The following is a 20,809-nucleotide window of genomic DNA, read 5'->3' as shown; positions in this document are numbered from 1 at the left end:
AGGCAATGCCCCGCATGTCAGGCGAGCGCGATCAGCCGTTCGGTCCGCCGGTCCTGTCCCGCTCGGCTCTTGCCGCGGAAAGGCTCAGGGCGTCGCCGGCGAGATCGCGCAGATCCGGCCGTGCTGATTGAATATAGGGCAGCGGCCGCGTCACGGCGATAGCTGTGACACCGAGCCGCGCCGTCAAAAGCCCGTTCAGAACGCCCTCGCCGAGCTTGGCCGACAGTTTGGAGGCGAGACCCGCCCCGAGAAGCTGGTCCAGAACGGTGTCGCCCGCCGCCATGCCGCCGGTCAGCGCCATATGGGTCAGGACGTGGCGGGTCAGCTTGAACATGCCGAGCGTACCGGGACGGCCGCCATAGAGTTCGGCGAGCCGGCGAACGAGCTGCACCGCGGTGCCGAACACCACCGCCAGGTCCACCGCCGCGCGCGGCGAGACCGCGGTGACCACCGAGACGCGCCGGGCCGCTTCCGCGACCAGCCGCGTCGCCTCCCGGTCGAGCGGCTCCAGGACCTCCCGCTCGACGATGCGCAGGCGCTGCGGACCGTCGATGATGCCCTCGCTCACCGCATCGGCGACGCGGGCCCGGCCCTTGGCGGTGCGCGGATTGCCGGCGAGTGCGGCCACCAGGTCGTCGGCGACGGCGGCCGCGGCCCGGTCGTCGCGGGCGGCCAGCGCCTGTTCCGCACGCTCGCGCAGCCGGTCGAAACGCGCCAGCCGGCGCAGCGAGACGAATTCGCGCCCGAGCAGGACGAGCCCGGCGAGCAGGAACAGCGCGAGCGCGGCGAGGCCGACCCAGCCGAGCCAGGCGGCGCGCTGGAACAGGTCGTCGATCAGGCGCGACACGGCAAGGCCGAAGGCCAGCGACACCAGCCCGCCGAGGCCGGTCCAGAACAGCTTGACCCAGCGGCTGGTCGGCGCCGTCGCCGGTGGCGGCGGCACCGCGTCGTCGGCAACGGGGCCGCTGCGCGCCGGCACCGGTGCATCCGACGGCGCCGCGATCTCGATATCCTGCCGGTCGAGCCGGAAGGCCATGGGCTTTTTCGGCGCATCGCTCATGCCAGGCGATCTCCGATGAGGAATTCCACGGCGCGGTCGAGCCGGATATGCGGCAGAGGCCGGCTCGGCTCGATCAGCGGCGGGCGGAAGCGGACGAAACGATAGTCCTCGCCGTCGAACGCGTCGGCCCCGGCGAACAGGCCCGCCGGGTCGGCCGGCAGTTCGCCGGGAAACACCGCAGCGTCCGACCGGCCGTCGAAGGTCTCGCCGCCGGCCGTCTCACCGGCCAGCGGCGTGCCGACGATGCAGGCCAGCGTCTCGCGTCCGCGCGTCACGGTCGTCTCGCGGGTGGCGCGCAGCGAGGCCAGCGCCACGACGTCGACCTGCGAGCCGGCGAAGGCCGCCCGCTGCATGGCTCGCTCGGTCAGGCGGCCGAGCAGCGCCTCCAGCCGGTCGTGGCTCGTCTGATGCAGATGATCGGCCTTGGTCGCCGCGAACAGCACCTTGTCGATGCGCCGCGCAAGCATGGCCGAGAGGATCGAGTTGCGGCCCGGCCGGAAGGCGGTCAGCACGTCGGCGAGCGCCAGTTCCAGGTCGTGCAGCGCCGGCGGGCCGGCATTGAGCGCCGCGAGCGCGTCGACCAGCACGATCTGCCGGTCGAGCGTGGCGAAATGATCGGCATAGAAGGGCATGACCACGAGGCGCTTGTAGCTCTCGAACCGTCGCTCCATCAGCGCGGCGAGGCTGTCGGCAGGCGCCTCGCGGCCCTGAAGGTCGAGCGGCGCGAAGGTGAGCGCCGGCGACCCCTCCATATCGCCCGGCAGCAGGAACCGGCCCGGCGGCAGCGTCGACAGCGACACCCGCTCGTCGCGGCAGGTCTTGAGATAGGCGGTGAACAGCTCCGCGAGCCGCCGCGCCGCGGCCTCGTCGGCGCGGCCGAAGGGGTCGATCTCCGCCGCGGCGCCCAGGAAGGCGGCCGACAGGGCCTGTCGCGGCGCCAGCCGCGCCGCATCGAGGCTGCGCCGGCACCATTCGGAATAGCTCTGCGCCAGCAGCGGCAGGTCGAGCAGCCATTCGCCGGGATAGTCGACGATATCGAGCGTCAGCGTCTTCTCGGTGCCGCGCATCAGGCCCGCATTCGACGCGAAATCGATGGCGAGACGGATCTCGCTGATGCGCTTCGTGCCGTCGGGCCAGGTTCGTTCCGGACCGGTCAGGCTCGCCAGATGCGCCTCGTAGGGAAAGCGCGGCACGCCGTCGTCGGGCTGCGGCTCGAGCCTGACCCGGGCGATGCGGCCCTGTGCCTGCGCCTCGAACACCGGCCAGCGGGCAGCGGTCAGCAGGCCATGGACGAGCGCCGTGATGAACACGGTCTTGCCCGAGCGCGACAGGCCGGTGACGCCGAGCCGCAGTGTCGGGCTGACCCAGTCGGTCGCATAGGCCGCGATCGAGCGCGCGGCGAGCCGGGTTTCGTTCAGAAAACCGGTCCAGACCATGTCATTCCGTCTCGCCGTCGAGATCGCGCGGGCAGACGAAGGCGACGAGCGTGCCGCATTTGGGAGCGATGTCGCGCCAGGCGGCGATGTCGCAGTCGATGACCGCGAGGCCGCCGGTCGGATATTTGGCCGCGATCCGCTGCCGCTCGAGAGCGGGCCCCCTGGCGACCAGGCTGCCGGCGAGCGTTTCGGTGCCGGGGTTGTGCCCGACCAGGACCAGCGTACCGACGCTTTCCGGGGTCTGGGCGATGACCGCCATGAGCATGGCGGGCGAGGCGTGGTAGAGCCGCGGCTCCTCGACGCCTTCAGGCAGGACCGGTGCCGCGGCGCGGGCGAGCGCCCAGGTTTCGTGCGTCCGCCGGGCCGTGGAGACGAGAGCCCGGTCCGGGACGAAGCCGCGCGCGGCCATGGCGGAGCCGATCAGCGGCGCCGCGCGCCGGCCACGGCCGTTGAGTGGCCGGTCATGGTCGCGCACGCCCTCCGGCCAGTCCGATTTGGCGTGACGCAGGAGGATCAGTCGATGCATGGCCGCCTCTGGGATCTCTCTATGTGCGCGATCGAGCCGCCGCGCACAAGCGGCGCCCTGTCGCGGAGCGGCATCGCCGAGGCGCTCAGGCGACGCCGAGCTTCTTCTGCAGGCTGGTCGAGGACGTCGTGTACTGGAAGGTCAGCCGACGGTCCGGATAGACGTAGCGATGCGCCTTCTGCGCGAACAGGGCGGCCTCGTGGAAGCCCGAAAGGATCAGCTTCAGCTTGCCGGGATACCAGTTGATGTCGCCGATCGCGAAGATGCCGGGTGTCGAGGTCTCGAACTTCTCGGTGTCCACGGCGATCAGGTTTTCATGCAGGTTGAGGCCCCAGGCCGCGATCGGTCCGAGCTTCATCGTCAGCCCGAAGAACGGCAGCAGCCGGTCGCAGGCGATCGTGAAGGGCTGGCCGTCGGAGCCGCGGCACTGCACGGCGGACAGCGCGGCCCCCTCGCCTTCCAGTGCGGCGATCTGGCCGAAGACGAGCTTCATCTTGTCGGCGGCCACCAGGGCGCGCATCTGCTCGACCGAATGGGGCGCGGCGCGGAACTCGTCGCGCCGGTGCATCAGGGTCAGCGAACGGGCGACCGGCTGCAGGCTCAGCGTCCAGTCGAGCGCGCTGTCGCCGCCGCCGACAATGAACACGTCGCGGTCGCGGAAGTGCTCGATCTTGCGCACCGCATAATGGACCGAATGGCCCTCATAGGCCTCGATCCCGGCGACCGGCGGCCGTTTTGGCTGGAACGAGCCGCCGCCGGCGGCAACGGCGATGGTCTTGGCCTGGAACACTTCGCCGGCGTCGGTCGTGACGCGGAACAGCGGCTTCTCGGCGGTTCCCAGCACCTCGACCGCGTCGACCTGCTGCCCGAGATGGTAGGTCGCGCCGAACGGCTCGATCTGCTTCATCAGATTGTCGACCAGCCCCTGGCCGCTCACCGACGGAAAGCCGGGAATGTCGTAGATCGGCTTTTCCGGGTAGAGCTCGGAACATTGCCCGCCGACCTTGGGCAGGATGTCGACCAGATGGGCCTTGATGTCGAGCAGGCCGAGCTCGAACACCGCGAACAGGCCGACCGGGCCGGCTCCGATGATCAGGCAATCGGTCTCGATGGGGTTGGTCATAGGGCTCTCCCCGGTCACGCCGCGCTGGCGGTCCTCGGACCTGAAACCCGCTCCGCGCGCGGTATCAAGCCGAAGCGGGCTTCGACATCACGGCACCCGCCGCGATCATCCCTGCCGCTCGGGCGTCGTCACCACGAGGCCGTCGAGCGCGTCGGTGATCTTGATCTGGCAGGACAGGCGCGAGTTCGGCCGGACATCGAAGGCGAAATCGAGCATGTCCTCCTCCATGTGGGAGGGCTCGCCGACCGCCGCGGTCCAGGCATCGTCGACATAGACATGGCAGGTCGCGCAGGCGCAGGCGCCGCCGCATTCGGCCACGATGCCCGGCACGCCGTTCTTGATCGCCGTTTCCATCACGGTCGCGCCGACGTCGCCGGTCACCGAGCGCTTCTCGCCAGCATGATCGATGAAGGTAATCTGAGGCATGATGGCTTGGGCCCTTGAGACGTGAATGGTCCTGACAAGACGAAGACCGCCGCATGGTCCGCGGCGGTCCCGGATGCCGTTCAGATAGCGAAAAGCCGCCCGCCATGCCAGAGGGCCGATCGGCAGCCCCTCCATGCAGCGGATGGCCCGCCGTCGGCGGCCGCGCGCACGTCGCGTCGCGATGTCGGCCGAAAGCCGCCGGAGCGGCGGCCTCAGGCGGCCCGGCGCCGCTCGGCGATGAAGGCATTGGCCTCGGCCACCTCGGCCTCCAGCCGGTCGAGTTCGGCCATGGCGCGGCTGGAAAGATGGTCGAGCTTGGCGCCCTCGACCGCGGCCGCTGCGGCTGCGACGGCAAAGGCGCCGATGCCGCGTGCCGAGCCGACCAGCGTATGGGCGGCATAGGCCCAGTCCTTGGCGGTGGTGGCCGCCCTCAGCTTGGCGATCATCGCCCGCGACTGCTGCTCGAACAGTTCCAGAACCTCCCGCTCCAGATCGGGGTCTCCCAGCGTCTGCCGGGCGAGATGGTCGAGATCGAGAGGGCTGGCCTGCCCGGATTGATCGTCCGTCATGAGTATCGTGTCATCCTGCCATTACGCCAGATTACAGCGCGAACCGTTTCGGCGTCGTGTCACCAGATCATTGTCGAGGCCGGGGCAAGCCAAGGTTAAGACAAGACCAGACAGCCGCCAAACACGGGCATTCGGTTGACGGGCGGTAAATCGCCGTCAGGTCTTGCCCTGCTTCGGCGCGATCACCTGTCTGCCCGCGTCGGTCAGCTTGCAGACCAGCCAGTCCGGCTTGATCGGATTGGCAAACCAGGGCTCGGCCCAGCCCGCCTCGATGCAGGACCGGATGGTGGCATGCGGCACCTCGCGGCCATCGCTGTCGAACAGCGGCAGCTTGCCGCCGGGCTGCTGAGCGCCGCGGGCGAGCCAGCGGCGTTGCGCCTCGCTTGGCCGGGATACCGGCGGACGTTTCGGCTTTGTCGACTTCTCGGTCATGGTGAACGAGCGACCCTCGACGATACGCTTTAGACGCCGGATCGTTGCACGTTCAAGACAGGAGCGCCACGGCCATCACAGGCGGCCGCGGCAAGGCCTGCCAAGCAGGCGCAATTGACCGCAGCCGCACAATTTCACAGAAATGATTCGGATATATGCCATGGCCGCAGCCGCCCATACCCTCATGGCGGCCCAACATCCCGGGTTCCACATGAAGATCGCCATCGTCCTCGCCGCCGCCCTCGTCGCAACCGGTGCCTCGGCCGCCGATCGCCTGCCGCTGCGCGACGGCGACTACAATAGCGTCGCCTGCGGCCCGCCCGGACGCGGCACGGGCGCCGGCGACATCCTGAGCAGCATCGGCCTCTATTCCGGGACCCTGTCGCCGCGCGGCGAGGACCGGGACGGCTACTGCCGCATCGGCCGTGTCCGCGTCGAGGGCAACGTCTATTCCGGCACGGCGCGCTGCGAGACCGGCGGCAGCGGCGGCGTGAGCCCCGATGGGACCTACGCGTTCCGCTACCGGATCCTCGACGAGACGACCTTCGTCTCGAACGGCAAGACCTACCGCTGGTGCGCCCCGCACCGGTGACCGGCGGGACCGCCCACGCGGCCGGCTGGGCTGCACGCAACGCCTTGTCCTTTCTGCCTTTCCGATGCGCGGCCCGACGCACGCGGACGCGCCCTGCGGTCCCGTGCGTGCGGGACGGAACGTGCCTCCGGGCGAATGCTTAGCCGGCCCGGCGGCATTGTCCGGCGGCTTGCCCGCGGCGATGCCGCCGAACGGCGCGCGCCGCCTGGGATCGGCGGCTTTCGGCCCCTGGGGAAAACCGGTTGAAAGCTTCCGTCCGGGACCTGACCCGGCAGGTCAGGGGGACGGCTTTCTGCTGCTCAGGTTAACGCCTTCAAGCCCCCTGGGAGCCCTGTTTCGCCAAGCTCGATCGAGACTTTTCAAGCACTTGGCAAAATTTATGGTAAACAAGGCGTTAACGATGTTTGAGAAAGTCGCCGGTGTTCCGGTATCTTTCGGAAGATCTCACCGGTAGATTAGGGGTGCGGCGGACTGTCGTCCCGCCAGCGCTGTGTTGCGTCCGAGAGGCACTGGGGTCGTAGCACGCGCGCTGCCGGGTACCTGTCTGCGAGATGTATTGAGGACGCGGGCGACGACGATGGCGAACACTCCGAAGAAGATCCAGGATCCGGCAGAAGCGGCTCTGGCGGCGATCCAGGATGCGCTGAACCTCGCCAATGAGGAGGCGACCAAGGGGGCGGCAAAGGGTCAGGGCACGCCACAGGCGCCCGAACCCGCCAAATCCTCTTCTTCGGCATCGCCTTCGGCGCGCTCGACCGAGAATGCGGCGGCCGCGGCCTCCCCGGTCAAGGTCGACGACGACCTGTTTGCCGACGTCCGGCGCGGCGAGACCGTGGTGGCGCCGAGCCAGCCGCCGGCCAACGACGACCGCCGGGACATTGCCCAGTTGCTCGAGCGTCTGTCGCGCCGCGCCTCCGCGACGCCGCTCTGGGTTGCCTTCTTCGTCTCCATCGCATGGGTCGGCCTCGGCCTGTTCCTCGGCTCGCGCCTCCTCGCCGGCACCGCCCTCGACGTCACCTCCCCCGCCGTCCTCACCTTCCTGACCGCGCTCGTCCTGCCGGTCGTGTTCTTCTTCGTCATGGGCGGCCTGATCCGCCGCACGCAGGAAATGCGCATCGTCGCGCGCGGCATGAGCGAAGTCGCCATTCGCCTCGCCGAGCCGGAGACGGTGGCGCGTGAATCGATCGTGTCGGTCGGCCAGGCGATCCGCCGCGAGGTTGCCGCCATGGGCGACGGCGTCGAGCGCGCGCTCGCCCGCGCCAACGAGCTCGAATCCCTCGTTCACAACGAGGTGGCCTCGCTCGAGCGCGCCTATAACGACAACGAATTGCGCATCCGCAACCTGATCGAGGAACTGGTCACCCAGCGCGAGGCCATCGTCTCCAACTCCGAGCGCGTGCGTGGCGCCATCACCGGCGCGCACGAGCATCTCGCCGCCCAGATGGCCGAGGCCGGTGACAACCTGTCCCGCCGGATCGACGAGAGCGGCCTGCGCGTCACCAGCAGCCTGGCCGACAAGGCTGAGGCCATCACCGTCGCGCTCGGCCGCGCCGGCGATCACATGATCGACCAGATGAACGTGCGCGGCTCGGACATCGTCGAGCGCCTCTCCGCCACCAGCGAAGAGGTCACGCGCGCCCTGTCGACGACCGGCGACCGCGTCACCACCGTGCTGACCGATACCGGCAACAGCGTCACCATCGCCATGGCCGAGACCGGCTCGACGATGGCGGCCAAGCTGTCGGAAACCGGCTCGACCATGACCGAGCACCTGGCCTCGACCAGCGCCGAGATCACCCATGCCATCGCCGCGCGCGCCGACGAGGTGGCGACGCGCCTGAAGGATTCGGCCGATACGCTGGTCGCCGAGCTGTCGAACCGCGGCAGCGACGTTTCCGCCCGCCTGAAGGACACCGGCGAAGCGCTGGTGGCGGAGCTCTCCGGCCGCGGCAGCGAGGTGACGAGCCTGCTGCGTGACACCGGCCACAGCCTGGTCGCGGAACTGTCGAACCAGAGCACCGGCGTCGCCGCGCTGCTCAAGGAGACCGGCGAAAACCTCATCAGCGAGCTGTCGCTGCGCGGCGGCGACGTGACGACGCGCCTGAAGGAGGCCGGCGAGTCGCTGGTCTTCGAGCTGTCGAACCGCGGCAGCGAGGTGACGAGCCGCCTCAAGGATGCCGGCGACACCATCGTCGGCGAGCTCTCGGCGCGCGGCGGCGAAGTGGTCGAGAAGCTGGAGGCCACGGGCAGCTTCGTGGCCGACAATATCGGCCAGCGGGGCGATGCCTTCGCGGCCCGCATCGCCGAGACCGGCGATCGCCTGCAGAACACCGTCACCGAGGTGGTGGACAAGCTGGAAACGACCGGCGGCTATGTCGCCCAGGCGCTGGGTCAGCGCGGCGACATCCTGATCGCCCGCATCGCCGAGACCGGCGATCGCCTGCAGGGCACCGTGACCGAAGTCGTCGACCGGCTGGAGACGACCGGCAACCACGTCGCGGCCGCCCTCGGCGAACGCAGCGACATCCTCATCACGCGCATCGCCGAGACCGGCGACCGCCTGCAGGGCACCGTCATCGACGTCGTCGGCAAGCTCGAAACCACCGGCGACCATGTCGCGGCGGCCCTCGGCGAGCGCGGCGACACCCTCATCGCGCGCATCGCCGAGACCGGCGACCGTCTGCAGGGCACCGTCGTCGACGTCGTCGGCAAGCTGGAAACGACCGGCGACCATGTCGCGGCGGCCTTCGGCCAGCGCGGCGACGCCCTGATCGCGCGCATCTCCGAGACCGGCGACCGCCTGCATGTCGGCGTCGCCGAAGTGGTGGATCGGCTTGAAACGGCCGGCGGCGGCATCATCGACAGCCTCGGCCAGCGCGGCGACGCCCTGGTCCTGCGCATTGCCGATACCGGCCAGCGCCTGCACGGCAGCATCGCGGAAGTGGTCGACCGTCTGGAGACCACCAGCGGCACCATCGCGGACAATCTCGGCCAGCGCGGCGAAACCCTGGTTACCCGCATCGCCGAGACCGGCGACCGCCTGCAGGGCACCGTCGCCGAGGTGGTCGAGCGGCTGGAGGCGACCGGCAGCCACATCGCCGAGGGCCTCGGCCTGCGCGGCGACGCCCTCGTCTCCCGCATCGCCGAAACCGGCGACCGGCTGCAGACGACGGTCGTCGACGTCGTCGACCGGCTCGAGACGACCGGCGCCAACATTGCCGACAGCATCAGCCTGCGGGGCGGCGCCTTCGCCGCTCGCGTCGCCGAGACCGGCGATCGCCTGCAGGTCACGGTGACCGACCTGGTGGAAAAGCTGGAGGCCACTGGCGGCCATGTCGCCGACACGTTCGGCCAGCGCGGCGACGCACTGATCTCGCGCATTGCCGAGACCGGCGACCGCCTGCAGGTGACCGTCGTGGATGTTGCCGGCAAGCTGGAAGCCACCAGCGGCGAGATCGCCGCCACCTTCGGCCAGCGCGGCGAAGCCCTGATCGCCCGCATGAACGAGACCGGCGCCAGCTTCGACCAGCGCGGCGAGACGCTGATCGCGCTGATGGCGGAGACCGGCAACAGCTTCGGCCAGCGCAGCGAAGCGCTGGCGAACCGCATCGCCGAAACCGGCGACCGCCTGCACGCGACCATCACCGTCCAGGGTGACGAACTCGACAAGCGCCTGTCGGTCACCGGCCAGCTGATCGCGCAGGCCATCGCCCAGCGGACCGGCGAGGCCAAGTCGGCCATCGGCGACGTCGGCATCCAGGTGGTCGAGACCCTCACCGAGAAGGCCCAGGACGTCCAGCTCGCGCTCTTCCGCGCCGGCGAGACCGTCACGACCGCCATTTCTGAACGCACCACCGGTCTCCGCTCGGAAATCGAGCTCGCCGGCACCGAGGTGCTGTCGGCGCTCGCGACCCAGGGCACCGACCTCACCAACCGGCTCGGCGTGATCGGCAACGAGGTTTCCGGCCTGCTCTCGTCCAAGAGCCAGGAGCTCACCAGCCAGTTGCAGACCGCCGCCAACGCGGTGTCCTCGGCGGTCGGCGAGCATGGCGACGCCATCGTCACCCGCATCGCCCAGAACGTCGTCACGCTCGAGGACGCCATCAGCCGCCACAGCTCGGGCTTCGAGCAGCGCGTGGCGAGCCACGCCGCCAATCTCGAAGAGGCCATCGGCCGCCACAGCCAGGGCTTCGAGGCGCGCGTCCTGGCCCATACCGGCAACCTCGAAGACGTCATGACGCGTCACAGCCAGGGCTTCGAGCAGCGCATCATCGCCCATACCGGCCAGCTCGAGGAGACGCTCAGCCGCCACGGCCAGGGCTTCGAGCAGCGCGTCTCGGCCCATGCCGCCAACATGGAGGACGCGATCGCCCGGCACAGCCAGGCCTTCGAGGAACGCGTCTCGGCCCATGCCGGAAACATGGAGACGGCGATCCTGCGCCACACCACCGGCTTCGAGACCCGCGTCGCCAGCTACGCGAACCAGATGGAGGACAGCCTCGTCCGGCACAGCACCGGCTTCGAGGAGCGCATCCTGACGCACGCCGGCAATATCGAGGAGACCCTGCTGAAGCACAGCCAGGGCTTCGAGGACCGCGTCCTGTCGCACGCCGGCAATATCGAGGAGACCTTGCTGAAGCACAGCCAGGGCTTCGAGCAGCGCGTGGCGAGCCAGGCCGCCGCGATCGACGAGGCCATCGGCCGCCACAGCCAGGGCTTCGAGACCCGCGTCGTCGGCCATGCCGCGGCGCTGGAGGAGACGGTCGGGCGGCATACGTCGAACCTGCGCGAGCTCGTCTCGTCGCACACGACGGCGCTCGAACAGGCCATCGGCCGCCATACGTCCGAATTCGAAATGCGCGTCGCCGGCCATGCGACGACGCTCACGGAATCGGTCGCGACCCACGTCGCGCTGCTCGACCACAAGCTCACCGGCCATGTCGACGCCCTCGAGGCGACGATCGCCGGCAAGGGCGGCGAGCTGGCCGACCGGATCCTCAACGATACGCGCGAATTCGCCGACCGCGTCGCGGGCAAGAGCAGCGAGATCACCGAAGCGCTCGACGCCCGTCTCGCCCGCATCGACCAGGCGCTGGACAACCGTGCCCAGGCGTTCAACGCGACGCTCGCGAGCCGCACGCTCGAACTCGCCAAGGTTCTCGGCGACGGCGGCCGCAGCGTGACGGAGGCGCTGGAGAACAAGTCGGCGGAGATCACCATCAACCTCGCCGCCAAGTCGGACGAGATCACCCAGAGCATCACCGACAAGTCGGACGAGATCGCCCGCAACCTGACGAGCAAGTCCGATCAGATCGCCCGCCATCTCTCGTCGAAGTCCGAGGAGATCGCCCAGAGCCTCACCGATCGCTCCGATGCGATCGCCGAGCATCTGGCGATCAAGTCCGGCGAGATCGCCTCGTCGATCACCCTCCGTTCCGACGAGATCGCACGGACGCTGGCGAGCAAGTCGGCGGAGATCGCCGACAATCTCACCGCCAAGTCGAGCGAGATCACCCGCACGCTCGGCGACAAGTCGGACGAGGTCACCTACATCCTCACCGGCAAGGCCGATCTGATCACCGCGACCCTCAGCGAGAAGGCCGACGAGATCAATCGCACCCTCGGCAGCCGTGCCCAGGAGGTCGCCGAAAGCCTCGACACCCGCGTCATGCGCTTCGAGCAGGTCGTGGTCGGCCGGCTGGAGACGGTCTCGCAGTCGCTCGACGAGCGCGGCACCTCCATCGCCCAGAAGCTTGCCGACAAGGTCGATGCCGTCTCGGCGACGCTGCGTGCCAATGCCGAGGACGTCGAGCGCACGCTGGCGACCATTTCCAGCGACATCACGGTCGGCCTGTCGACTCGCGTCAACGAGATCAACGCCGTGCTCGGCGCCCGTTCGACCGAGCTCGCCTCCCTGCTCGACGAGCGCGGCGGCCATCTGGTCGCCCGCATCGGCGAGAATGGCCAGGCCATCACCTCCGAGGTCAGCCGCGTCGGCGACATCGTGGTCCGGGCCCTGGAAAACCGCGGCGCGACGATCGCCGAGGTGCTCGGCCAGAAGGGCGCCGAGATCACCCAGGCGTTGTCGGAAACCGGCATCGAGGTCACCCGATCGATCACCGACTCGAGCGAAATGGCGGCCCGCACGCTGACCGATTCCTCGACCGTCTTCCGCACGACGGTGGACGAAGGCGCCCGCGAGTCGATCGCCGCCCTGACCGCCACCAACGAGCAGCTGCGCGAGGAGGTCGGCGGCCTGCTCGGCCGGCTCGCCGAGTCGAACATCGTGCTGCGTGACCTGTCGAGCCAGGCCGAGGCCAATCTCGGCACCATCAACCGGCAGCTCGGCAAGCGCATCGACGAGTTCCGCAGTTCGGTCGAGACCGCCTCCACGACGGCCGAAAGCTCGACCCAGGCGCTCAACGGCCATATCGGCCAGCTGACGACGGTCGCGAGCTCGGTGCTGAAGGACGTCTCCGCGCTGGCCGAACGGCTCGACAGCCAGGCGGCGGTTCTCGCCGGCGCGGCCGAGCAGGTCAGCCGCACCCATGCCCGCCTCGACAAGTCGCTCGACGAGCGGCGCGAGGTGATCGAAGGCCTGATCGGCCATCTCGTCGGCAAGACCGAGGACATGGACAACCTGATCAAGAGCTTCTCGGGCCTGCTCGACGACAATCTGTCGGCCGCCGAGAACCGGGCACGGGAAATCGGCCGCGTGCTGGTCGAATCCACCGGCCAGACCACCAAGGCGATCCACGAACAGGCGGATGCGCTGCGCCTCGCCACCGGCAAGGAGCGCGAGCGCACCTCGCACGCCCTGCGGTCGGCCTACGACCAGGCGACCACCGACATGAACGCCCTGTTCCAGGACGCCGCCGAACGCTTCGCCTCGCTCACCGCCAGCATGAAGGGCATGGCTGCCGAGATTCAGACCGAACTCGCGGCGACCCGCAGCGAACTGTCCCGCGGCATGGTGGAGATCCCGCGCGAAACGCAGGAGAACACCGCGGCCATGCGCCGGGTGGTCGCCGAGCAGATCAAGGCCCTGGCTGAGCTGAACGACATCGTCGCCAAGTCCGGCCGCGCCTATGACATTGCCGAGCCGGCGCCGCTCGCGCCGACCGGCGCGCGGCGGCAGGAGCCGCTGTCCATGCCGCCTGTGCCGCTGCGCGGCAGCACCAACGTCGCCGAGCTGGCCCGTGGCGAGGCGCCGCGCGCCGAAGCCCCGCGCCAGGAGAGCCACAAGGCGGAAACGCCCAAGGCCGAGCCGCGGCGCGAGGCGCCGGCCCGCAGCGAGCCGGCCCGTGGCGGCACGGAGCGTGGCTGGCTGTCGGATCTGCTGGCGCGTGCATCGACGGAGGAGGGCGAGGGCGAGCGGCTGCGGCCGGCCGGCCGCAGGCCCCCTGCCCCCGCTGCGCTCGACAATCTTGACGCCCTGTCCTCGGACATCGCGCGGATGGTCGACCACGATGCGGTCGTCGACCTCTGGGAGCGCTGGCGCCGTGGCGAGCGGAACGTCTTTTCGCGCCGGCTCTACACCACCCAGGGTCAGCAGACCTTCGACGACCTGCGCCGCCGCTACCGCCGTGACGCCGAGTTCCGCGACACCGTCGACCGCTATATCGACGAGTTCCAGCGCCTGCTCGGCGACGTCGACCGCAACGACCGCGACGGCTCGCTCGCCCGCACCTATCTGACGTCGGAAACCGGCAAGGTCTTCACCCTGCTCGCCCATTCGAGCGGCCGCTTCGACTGAGCCGTCTCGACATAGCGACATCGAAAAGGGCGCCGCTTGGCGCCCTTTTTGTTAGGCTCGTTGTCGCCGATCCTCGTTATTGCGCTGCGGCCCGTCGCGGCCGGCGGACGGCACGAACCTTGCCGCTCGGCCCGCCGCCGCAGAAGAACAGGTCGCCATGGGCCTCCAGTCCCGAGACGCCCATGCCGGAAGGCATGTCGAGCCGCTCCAGCAGCGCGCCGGTCCCGGCATCGATCCGCCTGAGGTCGCTCGTCTCGTCCTGCCAGGTGCCATGCCAGAGCTCGCCGTCGATCCAGGTCACGCCGGTCACGACGCGGTTGCTTTCGATGGTGCGCAGCACGGCGCCGGTGGCCGGATCGATCTGCATGATCCGCCGGCCCTGATGCTGGGCGATCCAGAGCGAGCCCTCGGCCCAGGCGAGGCCGGAATGCCCCTCGCCCGGCGTCGGGATGGTCGACAGCACGAGGCCGGTCTCCGGATCGATCTTCTGGATCCGGTTGTTGGCGATCTGGAACAGGTGCCGGCCGTCGAAAGCCGTCCCGGCACGGGCCGGCACCGCGATTGTGCGAGCCAGGACACCGCTCCCCGGGTCGAGCGCGTTCAACCGGTCACCCGATGCGAACCAGACGTGCCGGCCATCGAAGGTCAGCCCGTGGACCTCGGAAACGCCCGGAAACGGGCCATATTCGCGGAGGATTTCAGCTTGTGCGTGTTTCATGGGGCAAGCCTAGCCCCGTCTCCCGGGCCGCGGGAGTAACAACTGCGTCGCGAAGGTCGCCTCGCCCCTCCGCAGCCGGGTGCGGCCCGCGAAATCCCGCCACACTTGTCACTCCCGCACGCGGCGCCGAGCGGCCTACCACCGGACATGACGGCACGCTCGCGGCGAGCGGCCGGCCCCACGTCCTGAAACAGGAGCGCAAGACGATGACCACTGGGAGAACCGGAACCCGCGAAGAGTGGCTGGCGGCACGGATCGCGCTGCTCGCGGCCGAAAAGGAGCACACCCGGCGCGGCGACGCGCTCGCCCGGCAGCGCCGGGCCCTGCCCTGGGTGCGCGTCGACAAGGCCTACCGTTTCGATACCGAGGCCGGCGAGGTCTCGCTCGCCGACCTGTTCCAGGGCCGCTCGCAGCTGCTGGTCTATCACTTCATGTTCGGCGCCGATTGGGCGGCCGGCTGCCCGTCCTGCTCGGCGATCGCCGACGGCTTTAACGGCGTCGTGACCCATCTGGCCCATCACGACGTGATGCTCTGGGCGGTCTCGCGCGCGCCCCTGGCCAAGCTCCTCGGCTACCGCGAGCGGATGGGCTGGCGCTTTCCCTGGGCCTCGTCCGCGGACAGCGATTTCAATTTCGACTTCGAGGCCTCGTTCACGGAGGCACAGCAGCGCGAGGGCATCACCTACAACTACCGGCGCCAGGCCGGCTTTGTGCCGCAGCCGGAGACCGCCGGCGGCCGAGCGACGCCGGAGGCGCAGTTCGCCGCCATGTGCGGAACCGATGTCGCCGCCTACAAGCGCGACCGCCCCGGCCTCAGCGCCTTCACCCGCGAGGATGGCGTCGTCTATCATACCTATTCGGCCTATTCGCGCGGTGTCGATGGCGTCTGGGGCATGTACCCGTGGCTCGATCGTGCGCCGAAGGGGCGCAACGAGACCGGCGTCTGGTGGCGCCGCAGCGACGAATATGAGGCCGGCAGCCGGCGCGACGCCGCGTCCTGCTGCAGCTGAACCCACCCTTCGGGACCAAGAGCCTCGGCCCCGGCGACAACCCTGTCGCCGGGGCTTTTTTGGCACCCCGCAGACGGGCCCCGGGAACTGGACGTGGTTCATTGGGTTCTCCTACAGCTCGCGGGCGCTTGCTTTCGCGACCAGCGCCGCCTCCGACGACCGGTTCCGGTAGGTCACGCCGGGCACCCCGAGCCTCCACCTGCGGATCTCTCCTCGCCTTCGGGCACGCGGATCACGATTGCCAGGTAGCCATGCCGATAGTGTCGCCTCGATCGCGCAAGACGTTCGCCCGAAACGGAATCCGCAAGGTCTCAAACCGTCGAGCCCCGTCGCGCTGTGTTCCAGCGCGTCCCCCGCCATGGTTGCGACCAGATGACGTCAGGCAGTGAATCATGACCGCTTCCCGCCCCCGTTCCGCCGCCGATCCAGGTGGCGACACCGCCGTGCTGAAGCAGGAGATCCTGCGCAAGCTGACCTATTCGATCGGCAAGACGCCGGCCACAGCCGGAGATCATGACTGGCTGACCGCCGCCATCCTGGCCTTGCGCGACAGGATCATCGACACCTGGCAGCAGACGACGATCGACAGCTACCGGACCGGCCGAAAACGCGTCTACTACCTCTCGCTGGAATTCCTGATCGGCCGCTCCTTCGCCAACGCGCTGAGCAATTTCGGGCTGACCGGAGCGATGCGCGGCGCGCTTGCCGAGCTCGGCGTCGACCTCGAGGCAATCGAGACGATCGAGCCCGACGCGGCGCTCGGCAATGGCGGCCTCGGCCGCCTGGCAGCCTGCTATCTGGAAAGCATGGCGACGATCGGCGTGCCCTGCCGCGGCTACGGCATCCGGTACGACCACGGCCTGTTCAAGCAGTTCATTGCCGGTGGCCAGCAGATGGAGGCGCCGGAGGAATGGCTGACCTTCCGCAATCCCTGGGAGCTCGAGCGGCCCGAAAACACGTATCAGATCGGCTTTGGGGGCGCCGTCGTCGATACGACACCGTTCGGCCGCGCCACCTGGGCGCCGAGCGAAAGCGTCTTCGCCGTCGCCTATGACACGCCGATCATCGGCTGGCGCAGCGCCGGGGCCGTCACCTTGCGCCTGTGGCGCGCGCGTGCCGAAAATCCCTTGCAGCTCAAGGCCTTCAACGAAGGGGACCATCTCGGTGCGCATGCCGAGCGCAACCGCGCGGAGGCGATCTCCAGCGTGCTCTACCCGAACGACAGCACGCCGGCCGGACAGGAGCTGCGCCTGCGGCAGGAATATTTCTTCACCGCCGCCTCCCTGCAGGACCTGGTACGCCGGCACATCCAGCAGTTCGGCAATGTCAGGTCCTTGCCGGAGAAGGCCTCGATCCAGCTCAACGACACCCACCCGGCTCTCGCCGTCGCCGAGCTCATGCGCATTGTCGTCGACGACCACGCGGTGGACTGGAGCGAGGCCTGGTCGCTCGTCAACGCCACGATCTCCTACACCAACCACACCCTGCTGCCGGAGGCGCTGGAAACCTGGCCGGTGTCGCTGATGGAACGGCTTCTGCCGCGGCACATGCAGATCATCTTCGCCATCAATGCCAGATTTCTCGAGCGTGCCCTCGCCGAAACCCCGACCGCCGACCTCTCCCGCCTTTCCCTGATCGACGAGCATCACGGCCGCCGCGTCCGCATGGCCCATCTCGCCTTTCTGGGATCGCATACGGTCAACGGCGTGTCCGAGCTCCATTCCTCGCTCATGCGCACGACGGTGTTCGAGCCGTTGCACAGGATCTTCCCGACACGCATCCGCAACGTCACCAATGGCATCACGCCCCGCCGCTGGCTGTTCGGCGCCAATGCGGCCTTGGCCGAGCTTCTGGCCGAGACCTGCGGCAGCGAGATCTTCGACGATATCGGCGTGATCGACCGGTTCGCGCGGTGCTGCGGCGACGCGGCGGTGCAGCAACGGGTCGCCGCCATACGCCTCGCCAACAAGGAGCGCCTGGCGGACTATATCCGCCGCGAGACCGGCATTGCCGTCAACGTGCGCGCCATGTTCGACGCGCAGATCAAGCGCGTGCACGAATACAAGCGCCAGCTCATGAACATCATCGAGACCATCGCGCTCTATGACGCGATGCGCGCCGAGCCCTATCTGGACTGGCAGCCGCGGGTGAAGATCTTCGCGGGCAAGGCGGCATCGAACTATCTGACCGCCAAGCGGGTCATCAATCTGATCAACGACGTCGCCGCGGTCGTCAACAACGATGCGATGACGCGGGACCGGCTGCAGGTCGTGTTCATCCCCAATTACAATGTCAGCGTCGCGGAGCTCGTCATTCCCGCGGCCGACCTGTCCGAGCAGATATCGACCGCCGGCATGGAGGCTTCCGGCACCGGCAACATGAAATTCGCGCTGAACGGCGCCCTGACGATCGGCACGCTCGACGGGGCGAACCTCGAGATCCGCGAGCGGGTCGGCGAGGACAATATCGTCATTTTCGGCATGACCGCCGACGAGGTCGAGGCCGCGCGCGGGCGCAGCGATACCGAAGCGGTCATCGGGCGGTCCCCCTATCTCAGCGACGTTCTCGAAGCGGTTTCGCAAGGCGCGTTCTCGCCGGGCGATCCGGGCCGCTACGCCGATCTCGTTCGCGACCTCCGGCACAACGACTGGTTCATGACGCTGCGCGACTTCGAGACCTATCGCCAGGCGCAGCGCCGGGTCGACGCGCTCTGGGCCGATCCCGGTGCCTGGTGGCGCCGGTCGATCCTGAATACCGCCGGCTGCGGCTGGTTCAGTTCGGACCGCGCCATACGCCAATATGCCGCCGATATCTGGCACATGCCCGTCGAGACATAGGCGCGCCGTCACGTCAGAACCATCAGGCTGCGGCCGCCGACCCGGATGGCCTCGGCGGTCTCGGACGCGCCCGTGCGAGCCTCGGGGTCGGCCGTGTCGACGACCAGCGTCCAGGCCTGGCCGCCGCCGCGCGCCGGCAGCTGGAAGCGCACCGTGTCGGCGTAGGAATTGAACAGGATCAGGCTCTCCGGTCCGCCCGCCTCCACCGTCATCAGGCAGCCGAAGGCAAGCGCCGAGGCGTCCGCCCAGTGAGCCGGCTCCTGCTCGCCGCCGCCGGCATTCAGCCAGCGCAGGACGACGTCGCCGTAGCGCGGCGGGCGGAACAGGCCATGCTGCTGGCGCAGCGCAATCAGCCGGCGCGCAAAGGCGAGCAGCCCCTGATAGCGCGGCGACAGCGCGTCCCAGTCGAGCCAGCTGATCGGGCCGTCCTGGCAGTAGGCATTGTTGTTGCCACCCTGCGACCGGCCGATCTCGTCTCCGGCCAGCACCATCGGTGTGCCATGCGACAGCAGGAGCGTCGCCAGCATGTTGCGCATCTGCCGCTCGCGCAGGGCATTGACGGCAGGATCGCCGGTCTCGCCTTCCCAGCCGCAGTTCCACGACCGGTTGTCGTCCTGGCCGTCGCGATTGTCCTCGCCGTTCGCTTCGTTGTGCTTGCGATCGTAGGAGACGAGATCGCGCAGCGTGAAGCCGTCATGGGCGGTGACGAAGTTGACGCTCGCCCAGGGCGCCCGGCCGCGGCGGTCGAATGTGCCAGGCGAACCGGCCAGGCCTTCGGCAAGTCCGCGCGCGGAGCCGGGGTCGCCGCGCCAATAGGCGCGCACCCGGTCGCGGTAGCGGTCGTTCCATTCGGCCCAGCCGGGCGGAAACGCGCCGAGAGCATAGCCCTCCGCCCGGGCGTCCCAGGGTTCGGCGATGCATTTCAGCCGCCTGACGACCGGATCCTGCGCGATGGCGCTCAGGAGCGGCGCGTGGGCGTCGAACGGCCCGTCCTTGCGGGCAAGGCTCGCGGCGAGGTCGAAGCGAAAGCCGTCGACCTCCATGACCTGCGCCCAGTAGCGCAGGGAATCGAGGACGAGGGCGATGACGCGCGGATGCTCGGCGCGCAGCGTGTTGCCGGTGCCGGCATTGTTGACATAGCGACGCGGATCCTGCGGCTGAAGCTGGTAATAGGCGGCATTGTCGATGCCGCGAAAGCTGAGCGTCGGGCCGAACTCGTCGCTTTCGGCGGTGTGGTTGTAGACGACGTCGAGAATGACCTCGACGCCGGCATCGTGGAAACAGCGCACCATGTCGCGGAACGACCGCAGGCCCTGAGGCCCGAGATAGCGCGGCGCGGGCGCGAAGAAGCCGACGCTGTTGTAGCCCCAGTAGTTGCGCAGGCCCTTCGCCGCCAGCGGATAGTCGTCGGCGAAGGCATGCACCGGCAGGAGCTCGACGGACGTGACGCCGAGGCTCCTGACATGCGCGACGAGATCGGGCGCGGCGAGCGCCTCGCACGGGGCAAGCCCTGCCGCGCCGCCGGCCGGATGCAGCCTGGAAAAGCCGTCGATATGAAGCTCATAGAGAATGGTGCGGTCCCAGCCGATCACCGGCGCGCTCGGGCCCGGCCCGCCGTCAAGGTCGCCGCAGACGATGCATTTCGGCGTGACGCCGGCACTGTCGAGCCGGCTGAAGGTCAGATCGCGATCGGCTTCCGCCGCGCGGTCATAGCCGAAATGCGCTTCCGACAGCGCGATGTCGCCCGTCAGCTGCCGTGCATAGGGATCGATCAGCAGCTTGTTGGGGTTGCAGCGAAGGCCCGCGGCGGGATCGTAGGGCCCGTGCACGCGATAGCCGTAGCGCTGCCCCGCCCGGAGCCCCGGCACATAGCCGCTCCAGATCTCGTTCTCGCATGTCGGCAAGGCCAGGCGGGCGATTTCCTGCGTGCCGCCGGGATCGAACAGACACAGGTCAACGCCGCTCGCAACCGACGAGAACAGCGCGAAACCGACGCCTTCATCATCTGCATTGGCTCCCAGAAGCGGGCTGCGGCTCTCGACGATTTCAAAGGCTTGCATGGCAGGGACGCGCTCGCCTCCCGGTGAGATCAGTGGAACTGCAAGAGGGATCCTTCGTTCGTCCAGAACGTGAATTCTTCGTTCGTCCCAGGAGTCGGGCGCCGGTCGGTCGCCGAGGAAACGCCTGCCACGGCAGGCGGTTCATCCCCGAACTGTGACAGGCGGGCCGGCTCGGCCGCGCATGTCACGGAGCGCCGCCGGTCGCGTGCCAGCTGGTCTGCCGAGGTTAGCCTGATCGGACATGCGCAATGAGATTTTGCTACG

13 protein-coding genes are annotated in these 20,809 nt (G+C 69.0%); 4 read left to right on the top strand and 9 right to left on the bottom strand.

All coding sequences use genetic code 11. The features are described from left to right. Positions 1 to 31: 31 nt before the first annotated feature. The 7 genes from OZ671_RS14910 to OZ671_RS14880 all read right to left on the bottom strand — a co-directional run bounded on the left by OZ671_RS14910 (position 32) and on the right by OZ671_RS14880 (position 5,572). Entirely contained in the window at positions 32 to 1,060 is a 1,029-nt protein-coding gene (locus OZ671_RS14910) for a YcjF family protein (protein WP_268861475.1), read from the bottom strand. Next, complete coding sequence (locus OZ671_RS14905) at positions 1,057 to 2,496, bottom strand: YcjX family protein (RefSeq protein ID WP_268861474.1); 1,440 nt, start codon at positions 2,494 to 2,496, stop codon at positions 1,057 to 1,059. The genes OZ671_RS14910 and OZ671_RS14905 overlap by 4 nt, the downstream gene beginning before the upstream one ends. A 1-nt stretch (position 2,497) precedes the next feature. After that, the gene (locus tag OZ671_RS14900; protein ID WP_268861473.1) at positions 2,498 to 3,022 is read right to left on the bottom strand and encodes a SixA phosphatase family protein; all 525 of its coding nucleotides are present in this window, start codon (positions 3,020 to 3,022) and stop codon (positions 2,498 to 2,500) included. A gap of 85 nt (positions 3,023 to 3,107) precedes the next feature. After that, on the bottom strand, positions 3,108 to 4,145 hold the full coding sequence (locus OZ671_RS14895) for an NAD(P)/FAD-dependent oxidoreductase (protein ID WP_268861472.1): 1,038 nt from the start codon (positions 4,143 to 4,145) through the stop codon (positions 3,108 to 3,110). Positions 4,146 to 4,250: 105 nt separating this feature from the next. Further along, on the bottom strand, positions 4,251 to 4,571 hold the full coding sequence (locus tag OZ671_RS14890) for a 2Fe-2S iron-sulfur cluster-binding protein (RefSeq protein ID WP_268861471.1): 321 nt from the start codon (positions 4,569 to 4,571) through the stop codon (positions 4,251 to 4,253). Between the two features lie 212 nt (positions 4,572 to 4,783). After that, positions 4,784 to 5,140 carry an Hpt domain-containing protein gene (locus OZ671_RS14885; protein ID WP_038306431.1) on the bottom strand — a complete coding sequence of 119 codons (357 nt, stop codon included), beginning with the start codon at positions 5,138 to 5,140 and terminating at the stop codon, positions 4,784 to 4,786. A 156-nt stretch (positions 5,141 to 5,296) separates the two neighbouring features. Next, the gene (locus OZ671_RS14880; RefSeq protein ID WP_268861470.1) at positions 5,297 to 5,572 is read right to left on the bottom strand and encodes a hypothetical protein; all 276 of its coding nucleotides are present in this window, start codon (positions 5,570 to 5,572) and stop codon (positions 5,297 to 5,299) included. Positions 5,573 to 5,732: 160 nt separating this feature from the next. Here OZ671_RS14880 and OZ671_RS14875 point away from each other — a divergent pair, with 160 nt between their 5' ends. Then, on the top strand, positions 5,733 to 6,164 hold the full coding sequence (locus tag OZ671_RS14875) for a hypothetical protein (protein WP_268861469.1): 432 nt from the start codon (positions 5,733 to 5,735) through the stop codon (positions 6,162 to 6,164). 577 nt (positions 6,165 to 6,741) lie between these two features. After that, positions 6,742 to 13,920: a hypothetical protein gene (locus OZ671_RS14870; RefSeq protein WP_268861468.1), complete on the top strand. Its 7,179-nt coding sequence runs from the start codon at positions 6,742 to 6,744 to the stop codon at positions 13,918 to 13,920. 76 nt (positions 13,921 to 13,996) lie between these two features. Here the strand turns inward: OZ671_RS14870 and OZ671_RS14865 are convergent, their stop codons facing one another. Beyond that, the gene (locus OZ671_RS14865; protein WP_268861467.1) at positions 13,997 to 14,638 is read right to left on the bottom strand and encodes a glutamine cyclotransferase; all 642 of its coding nucleotides are present in this window, start codon (positions 14,636 to 14,638) and stop codon (positions 13,997 to 13,999) included. A 206-nt stretch (positions 14,639 to 14,844) separates the two neighbouring features. On the opposite strand from OZ671_RS14865, the gene OZ671_RS14860 reads away from it, so the two are divergent. Together OZ671_RS14860 and OZ671_RS14855 are read left to right on the top strand one after the other, a co-directional pair. After that, positions 14,845 to 15,648, top strand: a complete 804-nt coding sequence (locus tag OZ671_RS14860; RefSeq protein ID WP_268861466.1) for a DUF899 domain-containing protein — start codon at positions 14,845 to 14,847, stop codon at positions 15,646 to 15,648. Between the two features lie 392 nt (positions 15,649 to 16,040). After that, positions 16,041 to 18,485, top strand: a complete 2,445-nt coding sequence (locus tag OZ671_RS14855) for a glycogen/starch/alpha-glucan phosphorylase (protein ID WP_268861465.1) — start codon at positions 16,041 to 16,043, stop codon at positions 18,483 to 18,485. Between the two features lie 8 nt (positions 18,486 to 18,493). Here OZ671_RS14855 and glgX read toward each other — a convergent pair whose 3' ends face one another. Further along, entirely contained in the window at positions 18,494 to 20,545 is a 2,052-nt protein-coding gene (gene glgX / locus OZ671_RS14850) for a glycogen debranching protein GlgX (protein ID WP_268861464.1), read from the bottom strand. Between the last annotated feature and the right edge of the window lie 264 nt (positions 20,546 to 20,809).

The sequence above is a fragment of the Phreatobacter sp. AB_2022a genome (genome assembly GCF_026847585.1).
GTDB lineage: Bacteria > Pseudomonadota > Alphaproteobacteria > Rhizobiales > Phreatobacteraceae > Phreatobacter.
The sequence above is the reverse complement of the archived record's forward strand: the minus strand, read 5'-3'. Positions and strand labels throughout refer to the sequence as shown.

Excerpts from the sequence above, each read along its gene's own strand:
- OZ671_RS14885 (WP_038306431.1), bottom strand. The coding sequence starts at position 5,140 with ATGACGGACGATCAATCCGGGCAGGCCAGCCCTCTCGATCTCGACCAT.
- OZ671_RS14905 (WP_268861474.1), bottom strand. The coding sequence starts at position 2,496 with ATGGTCTGGACCGGTTTTCTGAACGAAACCCGGCTCGCCGCGCGCTCG.
- OZ671_RS14865 (WP_268861467.1), bottom strand. The coding sequence starts at position 14,638 with ATGAAACACGCACAAGCTGAAATCCTCCGCGAATATGGCCCGTTTCCG.
- OZ671_RS14890 (WP_268861471.1), bottom strand. The coding sequence starts at position 4,571 with ATGCCTCAGATTACCTTCATCGATCATGCTGGCGAGAAGCGCTCGGTG.
- OZ671_RS14910 (WP_268861475.1), bottom strand. The coding sequence starts at position 1,060 with ATGAGCGATGCGCCGAAAAAGCCCATGGCCTTCCGGCTCGACCGGCAG.
- OZ671_RS14900 (WP_268861473.1), bottom strand. The coding sequence starts at position 3,022 with ATGCATCGACTGATCCTCCTGCGTCACGCCAAATCGGACTGGCCGGAG.
- glgX (WP_268861464.1), bottom strand. The coding sequence starts at position 20,545 with ATGCAAGCCTTTGAAATCGTCGAGAGCCGCAGCCCGCTTCTGGGAGCC.
- OZ671_RS14870 (WP_268861468.1), top strand. The coding sequence starts at position 6,742 with ATGGCGAACACTCCGAAGAAGATCCAGGATCCGGCAGAAGCGGCTCTG.
- OZ671_RS14855 (WP_268861465.1), top strand. The coding sequence starts at position 16,041 with ATGACCGCTTCCCGCCCCCGTTCCGCCGCCGATCCAGGTGGCGACACC.
- OZ671_RS14895 (WP_268861472.1), bottom strand. The coding sequence starts at position 4,145 with ATGACCAACCCCATCGAGACCGATTGCCTGATCATCGGAGCCGGCCCG.
- OZ671_RS14875 (WP_268861469.1), top strand. The coding sequence starts at position 5,733 with ATGGCCGCAGCCGCCCATACCCTCATGGCGGCCCAACATCCCGGGTTC.
- OZ671_RS14860 (WP_268861466.1), top strand. The coding sequence starts at position 14,845 with ATGACCACTGGGAGAACCGGAACCCGCGAAGAGTGGCTGGCGGCACGG.
- OZ671_RS14880 (WP_268861470.1), bottom strand. The coding sequence starts at position 5,572 with ATGACCGAGAAGTCGACAAAGCCGAAACGTCCGCCGGTATCCCGGCCA.